Annotated in this window: 12 protein-coding genes; 2 read left to right on the top strand and 10 right to left on the bottom strand. The window is 61.0% G+C overall.

What is annotated here, in order from left to right; genetic code table 11:
- Positions 1-4 precede the first annotated feature (4 nt).
- Positions 5-481, bottom strand: a complete 477-nt coding sequence (locus tag IC231_RS05610; protein ID WP_190783545.1) for a RidA family protein — start codon at positions 479-481, stop codon at positions 5-7.
- 111 nt (positions 482-592) lie between these two features.
- On the opposite strand from IC231_RS05610, the gene IC231_RS05605 reads away from it, so the two are divergent.
- Both IC231_RS05605 and IC231_RS05600 read left to right on the top strand, forming a co-directional pair.
- Positions 593-1,393: an energy transducer TonB gene (locus IC231_RS05605; protein WP_190783544.1), complete on the top strand. Its 801-nt coding sequence runs from the start codon at positions 593-595 to the stop codon at positions 1,391-1,393.
- A gap of 124 nt (positions 1,394-1,517) precedes the next feature.
- A complete protein-coding gene (locus tag IC231_RS05600) occupies positions 1,518-3,086 on the top strand; it encodes a DNA integrity scanning protein DisA nucleotide-binding domain protein (RefSeq protein WP_190783543.1) in 1,569 nt (522 codons plus the stop codon).
- Between the two features lie 7 nt (positions 3,087-3,093).
- Here the strand turns inward: IC231_RS05600 and IC231_RS05595 are convergent, their stop codons facing one another.
- The 9 genes from IC231_RS05595 to IC231_RS05555 form a co-directional block, all read right to left on the bottom strand.
- Positions 3,094-3,615, bottom strand: a complete 522-nt coding sequence (locus IC231_RS05595; protein WP_190783542.1) for a hypothetical protein — start codon at positions 3,613-3,615, stop codon at positions 3,094-3,096.
- A 40-nt stretch (positions 3,616-3,655) separates the two neighbouring features.
- On the bottom strand, positions 3,656-4,171 hold the full coding sequence (locus IC231_RS05590) for a DUF4442 domain-containing protein (RefSeq protein WP_211538868.1): 516 nt from the start codon (positions 4,169-4,171) through the stop codon (positions 3,656-3,658).
- A 146-nt stretch (positions 4,172-4,317) separates the two neighbouring features.
- A complete protein-coding gene (locus IC231_RS05585; RefSeq protein ID WP_190783541.1) occupies positions 4,318-6,309 on the bottom strand; it encodes a DUF3857 domain-containing protein in 1,992 nt (663 codons plus the stop codon).
- Between the two features lie 171 nt (positions 6,310-6,480).
- Positions 6,481-8,442 carry a DUF3857 domain-containing transglutaminase family protein gene (locus IC231_RS05580; RefSeq protein WP_190783540.1) on the bottom strand — a complete coding sequence of 654 codons (1,962 nt, stop codon included), beginning with the start codon at positions 8,440-8,442 and terminating at the stop codon, positions 6,481-6,483.
- Positions 8,429-11,749: a hypothetical protein gene (locus IC231_RS05575; RefSeq protein ID WP_190783539.1), complete on the bottom strand. Its 3,321-nt coding sequence runs from the start codon at positions 11,747-11,749 to the stop codon at positions 8,429-8,431. The genes IC231_RS05580 and IC231_RS05575 overlap by 14 nt, the downstream gene beginning before the upstream one ends.
- Positions 11,750-11,892: 143 nt before the next feature.
- Positions 11,893-12,444, bottom strand: a complete 552-nt coding sequence (locus IC231_RS05570) for a PPC domain-containing DNA-binding protein (protein WP_211538867.1) — start codon at positions 12,442-12,444, stop codon at positions 11,893-11,895.
- 111 nt (positions 12,445-12,555) lie between these two features.
- Complete coding sequence (locus IC231_RS05565) at positions 12,556-13,815, bottom strand: hypothetical protein (protein WP_190783538.1); 1,260 nt, start codon at positions 13,813-13,815, stop codon at positions 12,556-12,558.
- Positions 13,812-14,591, bottom strand: a complete 780-nt coding sequence (locus IC231_RS05560; RefSeq protein ID WP_190783537.1) for a hypothetical protein — start codon at positions 14,589-14,591, stop codon at positions 13,812-13,814. Before IC231_RS05560 ends, IC231_RS05565 begins: the two co-directional genes overlap by 4 nt.
- A gap of 100 nt (positions 14,592-14,691) precedes the next feature.
- On the bottom strand, positions 14,692-15,258 hold the full coding sequence (locus tag IC231_RS05555; RefSeq protein ID WP_185888825.1) for an RNA polymerase sigma factor: 567 nt from the start codon (positions 15,256-15,258) through the stop codon (positions 14,692-14,694).
- Positions 15,259-15,387: the final 129 nt, after the last annotated feature.

The raw sequence follows: 15,387 nt of genomic DNA, 5'->3' as shown, positions 1-15,387 counted from the left end.
ACTGCTAACCGATGGCCGCCACGCACTTCAGCTCGATGGCAATGGGCGTGGGCAAGCAGTTGATTTCGACGGTGGTGCGGCAGGGCTGGTTGCTCTGGAAATATTCGGCGTAGAGACGGTTGTAGGTATGAAAGTCGTCCCTCATATTAGTTAGGAACACCGTCACGTCCACGAGGTCTTCCCAGCGCGAGCCGGCTTCTTCCAGAATGTAGCGTACGTTTTGAAATACGGCATGGCACTGGCTTTCGAAATCGTAGCTGAGAATGTTGCCGTCCTCGTCCAGCTCCACGCCGGGCACGTGCTTCTGCCCCCGCTGGCGCGGCCCCACTCCCGACAAAAACAGCAGGTTGCCTACGCGCCGGGCATGCGGGTAGAGGCCGACCGGCTCGGGCGCGCGGCTGGAGTTGTGAGCGGTGGAAGAAGACGCAGCAGCGGCCGAGGAAGCCAGATTGCCGGTATCGGAAGTAGTGTCAGGTGCCATACGTCAAAAATAGCCGTTTTTTGGTGTCGGCGCGTACGAGGCTGAACCAGAGCGGCAGCTGGTGCGGTTGTTGAACTGCCCCGACTTCGTATCTGCCTACTATCTGCTGCTATGCGCTCTACTCTTCGCCGTCTGGCCCTTGTGGCCACCCTTGCTTTGCCCGCTGCCACCCATGCTCAGCAGAAGCTGAAGTATCCCAAGCCGCAGCCCGACCAGATTTATGACGCCGTGGCGCAGCCTGCCGTGCCGGTGGGCGGCGTGGAAGCCTACGCGCAGTATCTGGCCGACCACCAGCAGTACCCTACGGCCGCGCTGCAGCGCGGCGCGGCAGGCACCGTCACGGTCACGTTTGTGGTGGAAAAAAGCGGCGTCATTTCCGGTGCGGTAGTGGCCGCGCCCCTCGACCCTGACCTGGACGCGGAGGCGCTGCGCCTGATCAAAGCCGGCCCCAAATGGACGCCCGCGCAGCACAAGGGCGCCAAGGTGCGCCAGCGCGTGACGGTGCCGATTTCCTTCCAGATTCCGGTCGGAGCCGACGAGCCTACTCTGGCCACGACCAGCCCCGCAGCTCCTGGCAAGCCGGCTGCCCCGGCCGGCACAACTGTTGTGAAGGCCGACCAGCCCGCCCGCCCGGTGGGGGGCGAGGAAGCCTTTTTCGACTGGATCCAGAAGAACCAGAAGTACCCGGCGCTGGCACGCCAGCGCAAGCTGGAAGGACGCGTGATGGTGGAATTCATTGTTCAGAAAGATGGTTCCCTCACCGACATCAACGTGCTGAAGCCCCTGCTTGGCTCCGGCCTCGAGCAGGAGGCCCTACGCCTTATCAAAGCCGCCCCAAAATGGACCCCTGCCACCTATCAGGGGCAGCCAGTAAAGCAAAAGATGGTTTTGCCGGTTCTATTTCAGCTGTAAAATATTTGCCGCCCCCGTACGTCTTTCTTGCTACCGGGCAACTCTGTGTACTAGGGCTCCGCTTCGGCAGTTTTCCCGCCGCCCTTTTCCCGCTGCCGCCCCCGCTTTCCTACGTCCTGAGAACATGCTTTCCCCCTTACCCCTGCTTTCTGCGCCGCCCGTAGCCCCTACTTTCGCCGCGCCGGTTTCCGACGCTTTCCGGGTGTGGCCGCACCAGGCCCGCTTCCGGCAGGCCACGCAGGTAATGGCCGACAGCCTGTTTGGGGCGCTTGATGAAGACTTGGAGCCCTACGTGCTGCTGCTGGCATTGCCCACACTCTCAGGCACCGTGGCCGATGTTCCGACGGTATGCCTGGAACCAGCCGAATGTGGCCTGGAAAGCAGGCTGTTTGAGGATGCGGTAGCGGAAGGGCGCCGGCTCCAGACTCGCACCGTGCCTCCCTACCCCGGCCGCGACGATGTCAGCCCGGAGCTGGTGCGCCGCCGCCACGAAGGCCAGGGCGTGCGGATGGCCGTGCAAACTGTACTCGACACGCTCGACGCCAACTCGCCCTACCAGCATTTCTGCGGGTGGCCTTCTGAAATCAACGGCTTTTTTGTGATGACTGTGCTGCGAGTGCAACGCAAGCCGTTGCGGGCGTATCCGTCGTTGCGCACTGGCCGCTTCTACACCAATGGCAAGCCGCTGCTGCCGTCGTTGCTGGTGGCGTCTGTTTTGCGCTTTCAGGAAGAGTGCATCAAGCTGCTGAATGAGCCGGAGCCTGGCTCGGGCCTGCTGGCACGCCCCCGCGAAACCGAAGAACTGCTGCGTGCCGCCGGCAAAAGCCTGCTCGATACGCCAGCGCAGGCCCTGGGTACTGAGCCTGGTGCGGCCCGGCTGTTTCACACCCTCAATACCATTTCCAGCCTCCGCTACGAAGGCGCCGAGGGGGTAGGCAAGCTTCTGCTGGCCCGGCGTCATCATCCTAACCTGCAGGAGGTGTTTGCCCTCACCTGCCCCACGCCGCTCACCGATTACCGCGCCGTGCGGAAGCTGCTGGAAATGACCACGCCCGACGTAAGCCTGCTGGCCGACGGCGAAAATGTGTATGCGCTGGGCCGCCTCGTTGGCCCTTATGATGCCAGCCGCGAAGACCTGTTTGTCATCGAGTTCATCAACCATTACTCCTGGGAGTTTCAGCACGATGGCAAGGTGTTGATGCGCACACAGTATGGCCAGCCCAGCTTGCCCCGGCCGCGCCTCAACCGCACGAAGTTCCGCAAGGACCTTAAGCGCACCTTCCAACTCACTGACCCCGCCAAAATTGAGCGGCTCTGGGAAGTGGTGCTAGAGGCCAGCCGCCAGAAGCACGGCACGCTGCTCGTCATCACCACCGAAGCCCTGGCCGAAGCCGACCGCCTGAAACTGCAATGCACCCTTATTGAGCCGGTGCCGCTTACGCCGCTCATCACGCGCCTCGTCACGGCTATTGATGGGGCGGTGCTCCTCGACCCCGAATCGTACTGCTACTCCATTGGGGTGATTCTGGACGGCAAGGCATCCATGGGCCGCGGCACCAGCACCCGTGGTGCCCGCTACAACTCCGCCATCCGCTACGTCGAAACCTCGCCTTACCCCTGCCTGGCCATTGTGGTGAGTGAAGACGGCCTCGTGGACGTCATTACGAAAGAGCGGCTCGAAGACGACAACTAAGGCTGGCTTACTTGCTGGCCTTCGCCAGTTGCTTTAACTCGGCTCGCTTCACGGATTTCAGTTCCTGGCTGCGGTTGCAGAGGCTGGTGGCATAATACGGCGTGACGTCCTCCAGTTCGCCGCCATAAACTGATTCTTTCTGCGTCACGAGAAACGCGTAGACCAACTGCTCGGAGCCTACCGCAAAATGCTTGCCGCACGAGGCACTGGAAATTTCGCTGGCTACTAGCACCGTAGGGCCGGTGGCCGTTCCTTTGAACTGCCGCGCAACGGCAAACGTGTAGCGCAGTTTCTCGTGCCGGATAAGCTGGAACTGCTGTGCGGCGGGCCCCGTGTCCGAAACCCGCACGGTATCGGTAGTAGTTACCGTATCGATACTGACCACCCGGCCCACGAAAATTAGCGCATCCTGCCGGTAAGCATCCGCAATCTTCTGCCGTTCAGATTTGCCTGTAGTGACGCAAGAACAGGCCTGCGCAACTGAGACGTGAAGCAGAACGGACAGAAGTAGCAGTAGAATCGTTTTCATTGGAAGCAAACTGGAGTGTATTCAGGAACCGCTACTCTGCCTATTTCGCCCGGAACGACCACGTGATGCGGAATATGGCCACCGTGTCGCCGGCTTCATCTACACCGGTGCTGGTGCAGATGACGGTGCGGCCTTCGCCGCTGGCGCGGCTGTCGGCTATGGCTTGCGCAATATGGCGGCCGTCTTCGCAGGTGAAGGCAATCAGGCCCACGGCTTTCTTCGTGAATTCGGCTTCCAGGCCCACTACCAGCATCGAAACGCGCCCCTGGCCCTGAATATTCATCATGGCCAGAATGCCGCTGGCCATTTCGGCCGCCATACTTAGGCAGGCGAAATAGATACTGCGAAACGGATTCTGGGTGAGATACTTAAACGGCACCGTGATAACCGCCCGCGCCGGCGTGATTTCGCGTAGCCGCAGCCCCGCCAGATACGCCATTGGCAGGCTGCGCAGCATAAATAGGCGCAGCTTCAGCGGGCTGGAAATAGTGCGCCGGAACGCCGCTGCAGCAGCGGTATCGGCGAGTGGCGCGGGAGTGGCGGCGGGCTGTTGCATGGCGGCTAGCGTTGGATCGTGAAGCTTACAAAGAACATAAATTATTCGGCATGCCGAGCATTTTCATTACGCTTTCTTGGGCCGTGATACGCAAACCGCCCCACGCTCTGGGAACGTGGGGCGGTTTGAATACCTGAGAAGTCGGTCTAGCTTTTCTTTTCCAGCACCAGTACCACTTTGTTGAAGTTGGCGGCGGCATTTACCACGTCGCGGAAGGCCTCGAAATCCTTCTTAGGCCAGCGGATCTGGCGGTAGGCTTCCGTGATGGTCACCGTCACGGTCTGGCCCTGCACGGCATACTTCGAGTTGAAGTAATAGAGCGGGTCTTTGGCATCGGGGCCGGCTTTCACGTCGGCGTTCAGGTCCTGGAGGTTGCGCACCTGGTAGCCGGCAGGCAGCTCCAGCGTGATAACGCGGTTGTAGCGGCGGTTGAAGTCGTTTTCCACATCGTACTGGCGCGCTTCGGCCTGGTACAGCTCCGACTGCTGCCCCAGCAAGTCCCCGATTTTGAACAGGTAGCGTTGTCCAGCTTTGTTGAGCAGCGCCGCCGATTCTACGCTGGCATCTACCAGAAACGGCTTGCTGAGCGGGCTCAGCCCAGCCTCGCCGTTGGTTACTTTCACGCTTTTGAAGGTGGCGTCGGGCACGTTGCCTTTCACCAACGACTGCATCACCTCCGTGCGCTTTTCCTCCGGAATCAGGGAATAGAATGGCTGGATGGCCTGCGCATGGTAGCCGCCCAGCACCTGCCGGATATCCACGAAAGCCTTATCCAGCTCCGGCGCAAATTTCACCTTGATGTCGAGGTCGTTGGGGCTCTGCTCGGCGGCTAGCGTCGGGATGTCGCGCACCACACCTACCGCCGATTCAGTGGAGCCCAGCTTTACAGTACGTATGAACAGGCCTTTGTTGGCCGTCCAGCCGGGCGGCACCATGCCATAGCGGAAATCGGGGCGGGCGGGAGCCAGCAGCTGCTTGGTTTCCGGGAAATAGAGGGCGTAGTTGTCGAGGTAGTTCCAGGTGTCGAACGTGTCGTCGAACACCACGTCACTCCGGTCGGTGGTCACCACGAGTTCGTGCTCGATGTTCAGGCGGCGCAGCAGGGCCACAAACAGGCGGGTCATGCCCAGCTCGGAGGCGTTTTTGGTGGCCGCAATCCGGCCCAGATTGGTCTCGCCGCCTTCGGTCAGGTTGAAGCTAGTTTTGAGGTAGTTTTCCAGGGCCTGAACTCGGCCAGCTAAGTCGCCACTGGCGGGCAGCTTGGCGTCGCGCAGGACTTTGTCGGCGGCCTTGGTTTCGTCTTTGGCTAGGGTATAGATGGTGCCGTGCAGATACTGGCTGGCATCGGCCCACGTGAAGAGGCGGGTGCGGCCGCGCTGGGCGGTGTAAGCCAGCTTGTATTCCACACGCATCCGCTCGGCGCTGCTCTGCGCGAAGGTTTCCTCGCGGGCGGCAGGCACGCTGGCCAGCTTCATTCTGATATGGTGCTTGCCGGCAATAACCGTATCGGGCGAGGCGGCGGGGCCATGATAGACGCGTGTATCGAAAGTGAGGGCCTCGGGCGAAATCAGCTCAAACGACACGTCGCGGGTAGGAACGGCGCTTTGCAGGTAGTCTCGCCCAAAGAATTTGGCGGGCCGCTCGCGCAGAAACAAATACTCAATTTCGGAACCCTTCTCCACGCCCTCCACCGCGAAAATCTTGAAGCCGCGGCCACCGTCTTCATCCTTCAGTTCCTTGATGCTGCCTTCGTTCACCTCTACCACTTCGCCGCGCGGGCTGATAGTACGGGCCTTCAGGTAGAGCAGTTGGCCGCCGTCCTGCGGGATATAAATCTTGTTGAACCGCTCAATGCCATCGGAGGTGTTCACGCGCAGAATGCGGTGCTCGGTGGAGTAGAGCTTGATGGCCTTGTCCTGCTCACTAAACATGTATTCGTGGGCCGTGAAGTCGCGCAGCACCAACGCGGGCTGTTTGGCGTCTTCGTCGGAAATGGGCAGGCGCTTGGTGCGCTTGGCGTCCCAGGTATAAGTGGCGTACTGCAACGTTTTGGGTATCTGCTGGGCGTGGAGCGGCGCAGCGGCCGTGAGCAGCAGCAGCGAAGCAGCAGTGGCGCGGGCAACGGAAAGAAGGGTCATAGAAAGATAAAACAGGCGCCCGATGGCGCGGGATTTCCCGATGGATAAGACGGGCTGGGTTAGTAATCGGCGCGGGCATCCCAGGGCTGAAGCCCTGGGCTAGTCAGCGGTACGGCGGTGGGCCCTGCGTAGCCCCGGGCTTCAGCCCTGGTACACCTGCATAGCCGGCAATCAGGCCTTTTTCCGCTTTAAAATCACGGTTTCGCGGTAGGCGGCGTTCAGCTTGTCTACCACGGCATTCCACTGCTGAAACTGCTTGGGCTGGAGCAGCAGGTAGTTGATGTAGACCTGCTTGTCCTGCACGATTTTGTTGCCCTGCCGCTCATATTTCACCTTGAAACCGAATACGGGGTCGTTCATTTCGGCAGTCGGGGGCAGGTACTCCACGTCGTAGCCGGCCGGAATTTCCAGCTCGGTGCGGCTGTGGTTCTGGGTGGCGTACTCGTTCACGCGGGGCAGGCGGCGCTTGTCGGCGTCAATCCGGTCGTGGGCGTAGGGCCGCTCCAGGTTCAGGTTCACGTAGATTTCGTCGTCGAGCTTCTGCACGTAGTCCTGCAGGCGGTACTCGTAGTCGATGGTGAGGGGCTGGTCGCGCGCATCAAGGTGGCTGACGCTGTATTTGTCGACGAAGAACTTGTTGTTGCCGCGCTCCAGCAGGGCCTTGATGTACTTGGTTTCCTCGGTCTGGTCGAGGCCGTCGAGGGCGTAGCTCTGCATGACTTTGGGGTAGCCGGCCAGCTGGAGGCTGCCTTTGCCGCGCAGCCCGCCCTTGTCGTCCAGCGTCAGCGCCGACACGTCGGACACGGGGCTGCGGTCCTGGCTCATGATGGGCACGTCTACCACTTTGCAGTTTTTGCCGTCAACAGCCATCAAGGCCTCTTTGCCCTGAATAAAGGCCGAGGGCATGCCAAAGGGCATGTATTTGTTGGTGGCGTCGAGGAAAACGTACTTGCCGGGGCTGGCCTCGTAGGTCGTAATCATGTGGTTGTCGACGCCCGGCGTGGCCAGCTCGGAATAGCGGTAGGGCAGGTCGCGGGTACCAATCCAGGTGAGGTAGGACTTGACGCCGGCCATGCGCAGCATCTCGCGGGTGAGGTTGGCCATGTCCTTGCAGTCGCCGTAGCGCTTGGCATACACGGCACCGGCATCGCGCGGGATGAAGCCGCCCATGCCGTTTTCGAAGGCCACGTAGCGAATGTTGTCCTGCACCCAGTAGTACACGCGCTGCACCCGGTCCTGCTCGGTTTTGGCGCCCACCACCAAAGAGTCAACTACGCGGCGCAGAGCGGGGCTTTCCTGCGGGTCGAGCTTGCTCACAAAACCGGAATACAGGTTGTAGAGCTCCGGCACGCCAGCCAGCACTTTGCGGGCCTGTCCGTCAGCCGAAGGCACTTCCTCCACAAAATACACGAGGTGCGGCAGGTAGTAGGCGGCTTCGGGGCCGTCGGAGTCGCGCGGGGGGCTGGGCAGGTTGTCGGAGGTCCAGCGGTAGGTGACGGTATTGCCTTTTTCCTGCTTGCTGAAGTTGATATTCAGGCCTTCGGTATGGAAAAGGCGGTGGCTGATTTTGATGTTGCGCGGGGCCGTGATGGTCAGCTCGGCGTGGCGTACGGGCACGTAGGAGCCGAAGTAGAACGGGTTGAGAAAGCGCGGGTCGGGGTGGCGCACGGTGTAGTCCGTGACGGTGCGGGCGCCGGGCGCCACGGCCGGGAAGGTCCAGGTGGTGGAGCGCGTATCGTCGTAGAAAATGCCCGACTGCAGCTCGAACTTCTCCTTATAGTCCGTCACCTTCACGGTCTTGTAGCTGTTGCCGCTGGGCACCAGGGTGCGGGCATCCAGCTTCTGCAGGCGGCTGAAGTGCGAGTTGAACACCTTGTCATTGACGTACGCCACCGACTGCGCATCGAGGTGCAGCATGTCCTGGTGGTGGCGGGCCAGCACCAGCACCGAGTCGCCTTTGGCTTCCAGCGTGAGGTCGGTGCGGTAGTCGAGGTACACGGCTTTTTCGCCCGGAAACTTCGCCTGCATTTCGGCCACGAGCTGGGTGGGCTGCTGGGCGTGGGCGGCCGGCAGCGCGAGGCCCGCACACAACAGCAGCGCCAGCACGCCGCCCGACCATTTATTTGCCTTCATACACGTATTGGTTCCAGTACACTTCGGTCTTGGTGGGCTTGCCCTTCACATCGTAATATACAGTCGGGCCGAGCTTTTCCCCACTCCGATAATTTTCTTCGCGTTCCAGCGTGCCGTCGGGGCGGTAGTAGCGGCTGCTGCCGTGGAACTCGCCGTGCAGATACTGCTCTTCCTCCATCAGCTGGCCGTTGGGGTGGTAGCCAGTGAGCGTGCCCGTCAGCATACCTTCCTTGAAATTCATGCGGCAAAACACCTGTCCGGAGCTGTAATAAGCGGTGCGGGTCCCGTCGAGCAGGCCGCCGCGCACGGTTTCGTCGGCGGCCGGCTTGCCGTTGGCGAAGCTGGTTTTGATAGTGCCCGTCAGCTTTTCAATGCGCTGCCAGGGCGCCGACTGGTCGTGGCCGGGGCGGAAGGCGGCCAGGTTGCCGTGCTCGTAGAGGCGCTCTTCCAGCAGCTCGCCGGCCGGGTTGTAATGCTGCGAAAGGCCTTCGGGCGTGCCGTAGAGGTAGTTTTGCACGGCTTCCAGCTGGCCGTTCGGGAAGTAGTAGCGCGTTTCGCCCACCCAGCTTCCGTAGCGGTAGTTGATGGAAGATTTCAGCTGCCCGCTGGCGTAGTATTCTTTCCAGAGGCCGTGCCGGTCGCCGTTGCGGAACTCGCCTTCCAGCCGGGTTTTGCCATCTTGGAAGAAGGATTTATAGGGGCCGTGGCGCTTATCGGCTTCGTAGCCGAAGGCCACCTCCGTTTTGCCGGAAGGATAATACCAGCTGGCCGGGCCCTGGTTTTCGTAGCAGGACACGGGCGTGCGGTACAGCACGTTGCCACTGGGGTAAGTGAAGGTAAACCCCTTGGTATCGGGCTTCTGCACCACGTGGCTGACGGTTCGGCCCAGCGTGTCGTAGGTGGTCAGCGTCAGCTTGCGGCCAAACTCGTAGACGCGCGACTCGGTGAGCTTGCCGTTGGGAGCGAAGCTGCGGGTAACCCCGTTTTTCTGGCCCTGGTGCATTTCGTATTCCTCGCTCAGCTGGCCGTCGGCGTAGTAGTCGCGCCAGGGGCCCTGGGGCTGGCCGCCGCGGTAGTAGCCGGTCTGGCTGCGCTGGCCGTCGCGCAAAAACGACTCATAGGGACCTTCCTGCACGCCTTCGGTGTAGGTAGTGCGCTGCTTGAGCTGGCCGTTGGCGTAGTACTCTACAGAAGAACCTTCGAGCTGCCCCTGCTTGTAGCTACGAATCTGCTGGAGCATGCCGTTGGTGTACTGCCAGCGCCACTCGCCCTCAATTTTGCCATCGAGGTAAGCGCCCGTGCCCGTAGTGAGGCCGTCGGCACCGTAGAGTTGTACTGCGACGCGGCCTTTCTTAATGGGCGTATCCTGCAGGGTGCGGCCGGTGGCGGGGTCATAGTAGCGCAGGCGCGTGAGCCGGCCGTGGTCATAGTCGAAGTCGCAGTAGAGCTTTCCCTGGTAGGTGTAGTCGTGGTAGATGCCGTGCAGCTCGCCCGCCTCATCGTAGTTGATTTCGGCGCTCAGCTTCCCATCGGCAAAGTATTCTTTCCAGAGCCCGGTGCGCTTGCCGCGCGTGAAGGTGCCGGCGTTCTGCAGCTGGCCGTTGGAAAAATACTCGGTGTAGGGGCCGTGCAGCTCGTCCTGGTCATAGGTGCCGCGCTTTTCGGGCACGTTGTCGGAGTAGTTTACCAGAAACGGGCCCTGCTTTTTGCCATCGACGTAGGTGTACTCAAACTCCTTGGCCCCGTCGGGGTAAAAGTATGTCTGGAGGCCCTGTTGCTTGTCGGCGCGCAGCTCGGCGCGCATTTTGGGCCGGCCGCCGGGGTGGAACGTAGCGTACGGCCCGTTCAGGTCGCCGGCCTGGAAGGTGCGCGTTTCGGTCAGCTCGCCGCAGTAGTTGAACAGCTTCATCACGCCTTCCACCTTGTCCTTCGCCGTTGGCATTTCGGCGGCCAGCTGGCCGTTGTCGTGGTAGTCGCGCACGAGGCCTTCCATCTCGCCGTTGCGGTAGGTGGCGGTGCGCTGCAGCTGGCCGTTGGAGTGGTAGATGCGCCAGGGGCCGGTGCGCTTGAAGTCGGGGCCGTAGCTTCCCTCCTGCTCTACCGCGCCGGTTTCGGCTGTGAATATCCAGGGGCCGGTGAAGCGGCGCTCCTCGCCCTGCACGGTGCCTTCGCCGAGGCCATTGATGCGGCCTTCATCATCAAACCAGGCTTTGGTGAGCACCGTTTTGCCTTCCCGCACCACGGGCTGCTGCTCCCGAATCTGAAGCAAAGCGGGCGTAACGGCGGCGTAGAACTTCTCGATTTTGCTCTTGTTGCCTTTGATCCACTGCGTGGCTTTCTTATCGTCGGCGGACGTAAGGGCGAGGTAAGTGGCGGTAGTGAGGTTGTCGCCCTGGCGGAGCTGCTCCACGAGCGGACCGTAGAGACGCACCCAGAAGTCGTCGGAAGCAGTGGCCGGAAACTTCTCTACCAGCAGCTGCACCTGTTTTACCAGCGCCGCGTCGAATTTCACCTTGGAAACGTATTCTTTGCGCAGGGCTACTTTGGACTCGATGAGCAGGTCCAGCTCCTGGAATGCTTCGTTGGGCGTGAAAGACGTGAGCTTGCGGGCTTCTTCTACCGTGGCGGCACGCGCCGCCTGCTGCTCCAAGGACACCAGCACATCGTGGCTCGAAGAGCCATCGGGGCTGATGAGCAGGAACGCAAGCATGCTGAGCATGGCGTGGCTGGTCTGCCCCTGGCGCACGGCCAGGCTGCCCAGCTGGAAATGGCTGCTGGCATGAGCAGGCTTCAGTGCCAAACTGCGCTGCAGGCTACGAAACCCTTCTTCCAGCCGTTTTGCCTCCACCTGCATGATGCTCTGATTGAACCACAGCATCTGGTGGTACGGGAAGCGCTGCAGGCCGGTGTCGTAAGCGGCTTGGGCTTTGTCGGGGTGCTTGAGCTCTTCCTCAGCCCAGGCCAGCGCTATGTACGGCTGCGGATCAATGTAGTGCAATGCCAGGGCGCGGTTGGCGGCATCTACGGCCTCCTGGTATTTCTGCACCGCCAGATACGTGTTGGCCAGCTCGCTTTGTACGGCCGGATACAGTGTGTCGCCGGGCGTAACGGCGCGGTAGCGGGCAATGGCGGCTTCATGCTCCCCCTTATCGTGCAGCTCGACTCCTTCCTTCAGAGCCTGGTACGAATCAACTAGCGGAGGAAGAGTAGCGGCAACAGGTGTGGGCTGAACAGTTTTTTGGGCGAGGGTCGCGCCGGGCGCGGCGGCTAGCAGCGCCAGCGCCAGGCCGTAAGGGTAAAGTTGCATCAAGCAGTATAAGTAAAGAAGCAAGCCATAGCTGCCCGCACGGCGGGAGTCTATCGGATATTCCTACAATAATACACATTGCAACCCCGCCCTGAAACAGAGCGCCTGCGCCTACCGCAATTAATTTTGCGGCACCATCCAGTTTAGCGCCGACCAGGCTTTTTGGCCGGGCCTTTCGGTTGGGCCGGGTGCACCGTCAGCTCGCGGTAGCCGAAAGTGGGGTCGGTTTCGCGCCGGAACTCCACGTCATCCAGCACGCCTAGCACCAGCTCCGCTGTGGTGTAAATGATGTTGCCCGCGAGCAAGTGGCCGCCCAACGTACGGCCCGTAGAGTCAGAAACCGAGAGGTGGACGTGGCTGCCATTGATGGATAGCGTGCCCACCAGCGACACAATTTCGAAGTGGCCCCGATACACGCTGGGTCCTTCCTGATTGGCCAGCCGCAACGTGGCCTGTGTGAGGCTGCCCACGCACGTTACGATGGCGCCGGCCCTGATTTGGTGAGCCTGCACAAAGGCCTCCAACTGCTGGCGCAGGTCCTGGCCGGGCGCCAGACGCAGGGCGTAGGTACGCATGGCAGATGGCAGTGCGGCAGGAGATGAGGTGGAGGCAGGCATGGCCGGTTGTTGCTGGGCCAGTGCCCCCAGCCCGCCGAAACCCAACAGCAGCGGCAACAGGAGTAGCAGGCGGTTCATAGGGCAGAAAGTGAGTGGCGCTAAAGGTAGGGCCGGTAGCCGTATGAAATGGGCTAAACGCAAAAAAGCCGGCTCTAGGGCCGGCTTTTGTAAAACCTAGATGGCAGACGCCTAGCGGTTGAAGCTGACGTTGCCGTAGCGCACTTTGATGTTGACGTTGCCAGCAGCCGGACGGGCTTTGGCGACTCCAAACGTGCCTTGCATGTCGCTGGAAGCAGGGCCGTTTTCTTCCGAATCTACACGCACCAGCTTCTTATCCACGAGCAATTTGCCATGCTGCGTGTTCACATCGAAATTAAACCCGGCATCATCGGCGAAGTTGAGCAGAATGGTGCTGTAGCCACCGTCGAGGTTGATGACGCTGAAGTTGCGGCCGGTGTTGCGCACCTCAAAATTGGGGCAATGCTGCACCGTCATATCTAGCTTGTCAGACAGTTTATCGATGCTGAACTTGGAGTAGCCGGAAGTGCCGCGCAGGTTGCGCACGGTGCCCAGTGCCACGTCGCCGTATTTGCTGTGTACGGTCAGGTCCTGCACTGTCCCGATGTCGATGTCGGAGTAGTTGTTGCGCAGGTCCACGGTCTGTCCGGCATCGAGGCGAAGGCGCGAGTACGAGGCATCGATACTGGCGCGGCGCGTGTACGCTACCGACGCCTGCCCGTTACCAACGCGTACCAGATTCTGCCCGCCGTCGAGGCGGCCAGTCCGCAACGTACCGTATTCCACGGTCAGCTCAGTCGGGCCAGTCAGGTCGCCGCTAATTGTCACGTCGCCGAAGGTATTGAATACATGCAACGGCGTGTTTTTGGGCACCCACACCGTGTAGTTTACTTCGTAGAGCTTGGTGCGGCTCCAGCAACCGCTCGGCATAGCTCCAAACCGAGAGCGGGCCGAAACGCCACCAGTTACAGGGTCGTTTTCGAGCAACTGCACCTGAATCATGTCTTGGAGCAGTTGCGCCTTGTCTTCCGTATCGGCGCGAGTAATGATGTCAACATCGGTACGCACTTCGTTGCGGCTCCACACATTCACCTGCACACGACCGTAGCGAGTGTCCAGCGCGTAGGGTTTGCCAGCAGGCACTGCAAAAGTGCGACTCAGGCGGCGGGTTTTCTCAATAGCGGGTGCAACCGACGTTTCTTCCTGCGGGCCTTGCGGGCCCTGCGGAGTAGTAGGCTGTGGTCCTTGTCCATTCTGGCCATCAGCCGGGCCACCCTGCAAGGGCAAAGGTGCCGCTTCGTTGCTGGGCAAGCTGTAGTAGTGTTCCGCGGTAGCAACGGGCACCAATTGGGCCATGCTCACGGCAGAGCTAGCCAGCAGCATGACGCCGGTCAGAAGCACACGACCATATAGGGCAAGGCGCTGGCTCATGGCTTAGGCTGGTTATTGGCGTCTACCGGCGGCTGCGCATAGTATTCCTGAATCTGCTCCCGGGTGCGGGTTTGCTGGTTCAGTATATCGAGGCGAATCTGCAGGTTGCGGTTCATGGCATCAAGCACCACGGCCGGCTCCGGATTGCGGTACAGCTCGGTTTTCAGTTGGCTGTAGGTAGAGTCCAGCGCGGCCAGTTCCCGTTGCCAGTCGGCGGGGGCACCGGCAGAAGCGGTTTTGGCTTCCAGTTGCTGCAATTCCGCCTGCCGCTCATTGATCTGCACGGCGTAGTAGCCTTCCATGCGGCGCACTTCCTGGCTCAGGCGGGCCACCGGCGACTCGGCGGTAGCGGCTACCGGCGCGGCGTCAAATCCAAAGGAATTAGCCTCAGTGGCGTCTTCTACGGTAGGCGCGGCCAATACCAGCGGCGTGTTGCTGCTGGTCCAGGCTGTGGAGCGTGCCGACTGGTTGCTCCAGATAGCACCGGCACCGGCCAGCACAAGTCCGGCCAGAGCGGCGGCCATTTTGGGGCGCGGCAGCCAGCCAGCCCAGCGGGCCGCTGGCGTAGTGGCCGCTGGCGTGTCGGCAGTAGGGTACAGCTTTACTACCCGCAGTGGTGCGGCATGCTCTTCTTCCTGCTCGGTGGCAGCGCCGGCCGTGGGTGCGGCCAGCTTCTGTTCGATGTCGTCCCACAAATCCGGGCGCGGCTCAAACGCGTCGAAGTCGGACAGGTGCCGTTCAACGAAATTCTCCAGACCGGTTTTTTTCTCGTTCATGTCAGGGGTGGTACTACGCACATGGCTTTCTTCGGCCCGCAGCGCCCCGGTACAGGGTGGGCAGTGCGCGGCGTCCGAAGACGGAATGATCTAGTTGCTTTTACGAAAGGCCGCGCTGGCGGGCTAGTTCCAGCAGTTTTTTGCGGGCCCGGCTATACTGCGACTTCGACGTGGACTCGGTGATACCCAGAATACCGGCTATTTCGGCGTGGTCGTAGCCTTCCAGCAGGTACAGGCTCAGCACTACGCGGTAGCCATCGGGGAGCTCCTGCACGCAGCGGCGCACCACATCAGCACGCCAATTCGTTTCCTCGTTTTCGGGCCCGAAGTCGGCCGTTTCGGGGCCGGCGGCATCGTGCTGCTCTCCTAAAGGCACCAGTTGCAGCCGACGGTTGCGCAGGCAGTTGATGCTTTTGTTGATAACGATGCGCTTCAGCCACGAACCAAATGAGGAGTCGCCTTTGTAGCTGTGCAACTCCCGGAAAGCACTCAGAAAAGCCTCCTGCAGCACGTCCTCGGCCTCGGCGTAGTCGCCGGTGATGCGCAGCGAGGCATTGAACATGGCTTTGGAGTAGCGTTTATAAATCTCGGCCTGTGCCCGCCGGTCGCCCAGGCGGCACCGCTCGACCAGCGGGGCGTTGATATCAGTGTACGCAAAAGCTTCCATAGAGCGGGTTGCGGGAGGTGAAGCGGAAAAGGAAGATGGTAAATATCCGACTTTCCGGGCGAAGCTGCTAACACCTAGCGTGCAAGCAGATAAAAGACAGCCTCAACCAGGGGAGGTTGCACTGACGCT

This window comes from Hymenobacter duratus, from assembly GCF_014698995.1.
Taxonomy (GTDB): domain Bacteria; phylum Bacteroidota; class Bacteroidia; order Cytophagales; family Hymenobacteraceae; genus Hymenobacter; species Hymenobacter duratus.
This window is presented reverse-complemented; position numbering and strand designations above follow the sequence as displayed.

Coding starts and splice junctions, on each gene's coding strand:
- IC231_RS05585 (WP_190783541.1), bottom strand. CDS start 6,309: ATGACCCTTCTTTCCGTTGCCCGCGCCACTGCTGCTTCGCTGCTGCTG.
- IC231_RS05590 (WP_211538868.1), bottom strand. CDS start 4,171: ATGCAACAGCCCGCCGCCACTCCCGCGCCACTCGCCGATACCGCTGCT.
- IC231_RS05600 (WP_190783543.1), top strand. CDS start 1,518: ATGCTTTCCCCCTTACCCCTGCTTTCTGCGCCGCCCGTAGCCCCTACT.
- IC231_RS05575 (WP_190783539.1), bottom strand. CDS start 11,749: ATGCAACTTTACCCTTACGGCCTGGCGCTGGCGCTGCTAGCCGCCGCG.
- IC231_RS05565 (WP_190783538.1), bottom strand. CDS start 13,815: ATGAGCCAGCGCCTTGCCCTATATGGTCGTGTGCTTCTGACCGGCGTC.
- IC231_RS05580 (WP_190783540.1), bottom strand. CDS start 8,442: ATGAAGGCAAATAAATGGTCGGGCGGCGTGCTGGCGCTGCTGTTGTGT.
- IC231_RS05560 (WP_190783537.1), bottom strand. CDS start 14,591: ATGAACGAGAAAAAAACCGGTCTGGAGAATTTCGTTGAACGGCACCTG.
- IC231_RS05570 (WP_211538867.1), bottom strand. CDS start 12,444: ATGAACCGCCTGCTACTCCTGTTGCCGCTGCTGTTGGGTTTCGGCGGG.
- IC231_RS05610 (WP_190783545.1), bottom strand. CDS start 481: ATGGCACCTGACACTACTTCCGATACCGGCAATCTGGCTTCCTCGGCC.
- IC231_RS05595 (WP_190783542.1), bottom strand. CDS start 3,615: ATGAAAACGATTCTACTGCTACTTCTGTCCGTTCTGCTTCACGTCTCA.
- IC231_RS05555 (WP_185888825.1), bottom strand. CDS start 15,258: ATGGAAGCTTTTGCGTACACTGATATCAACGCCCCGCTGGTCGAGCGG.
- IC231_RS05605 (WP_190783544.1), top strand. CDS start 593: ATGCGCTCTACTCTTCGCCGTCTGGCCCTTGTGGCCACCCTTGCTTTG.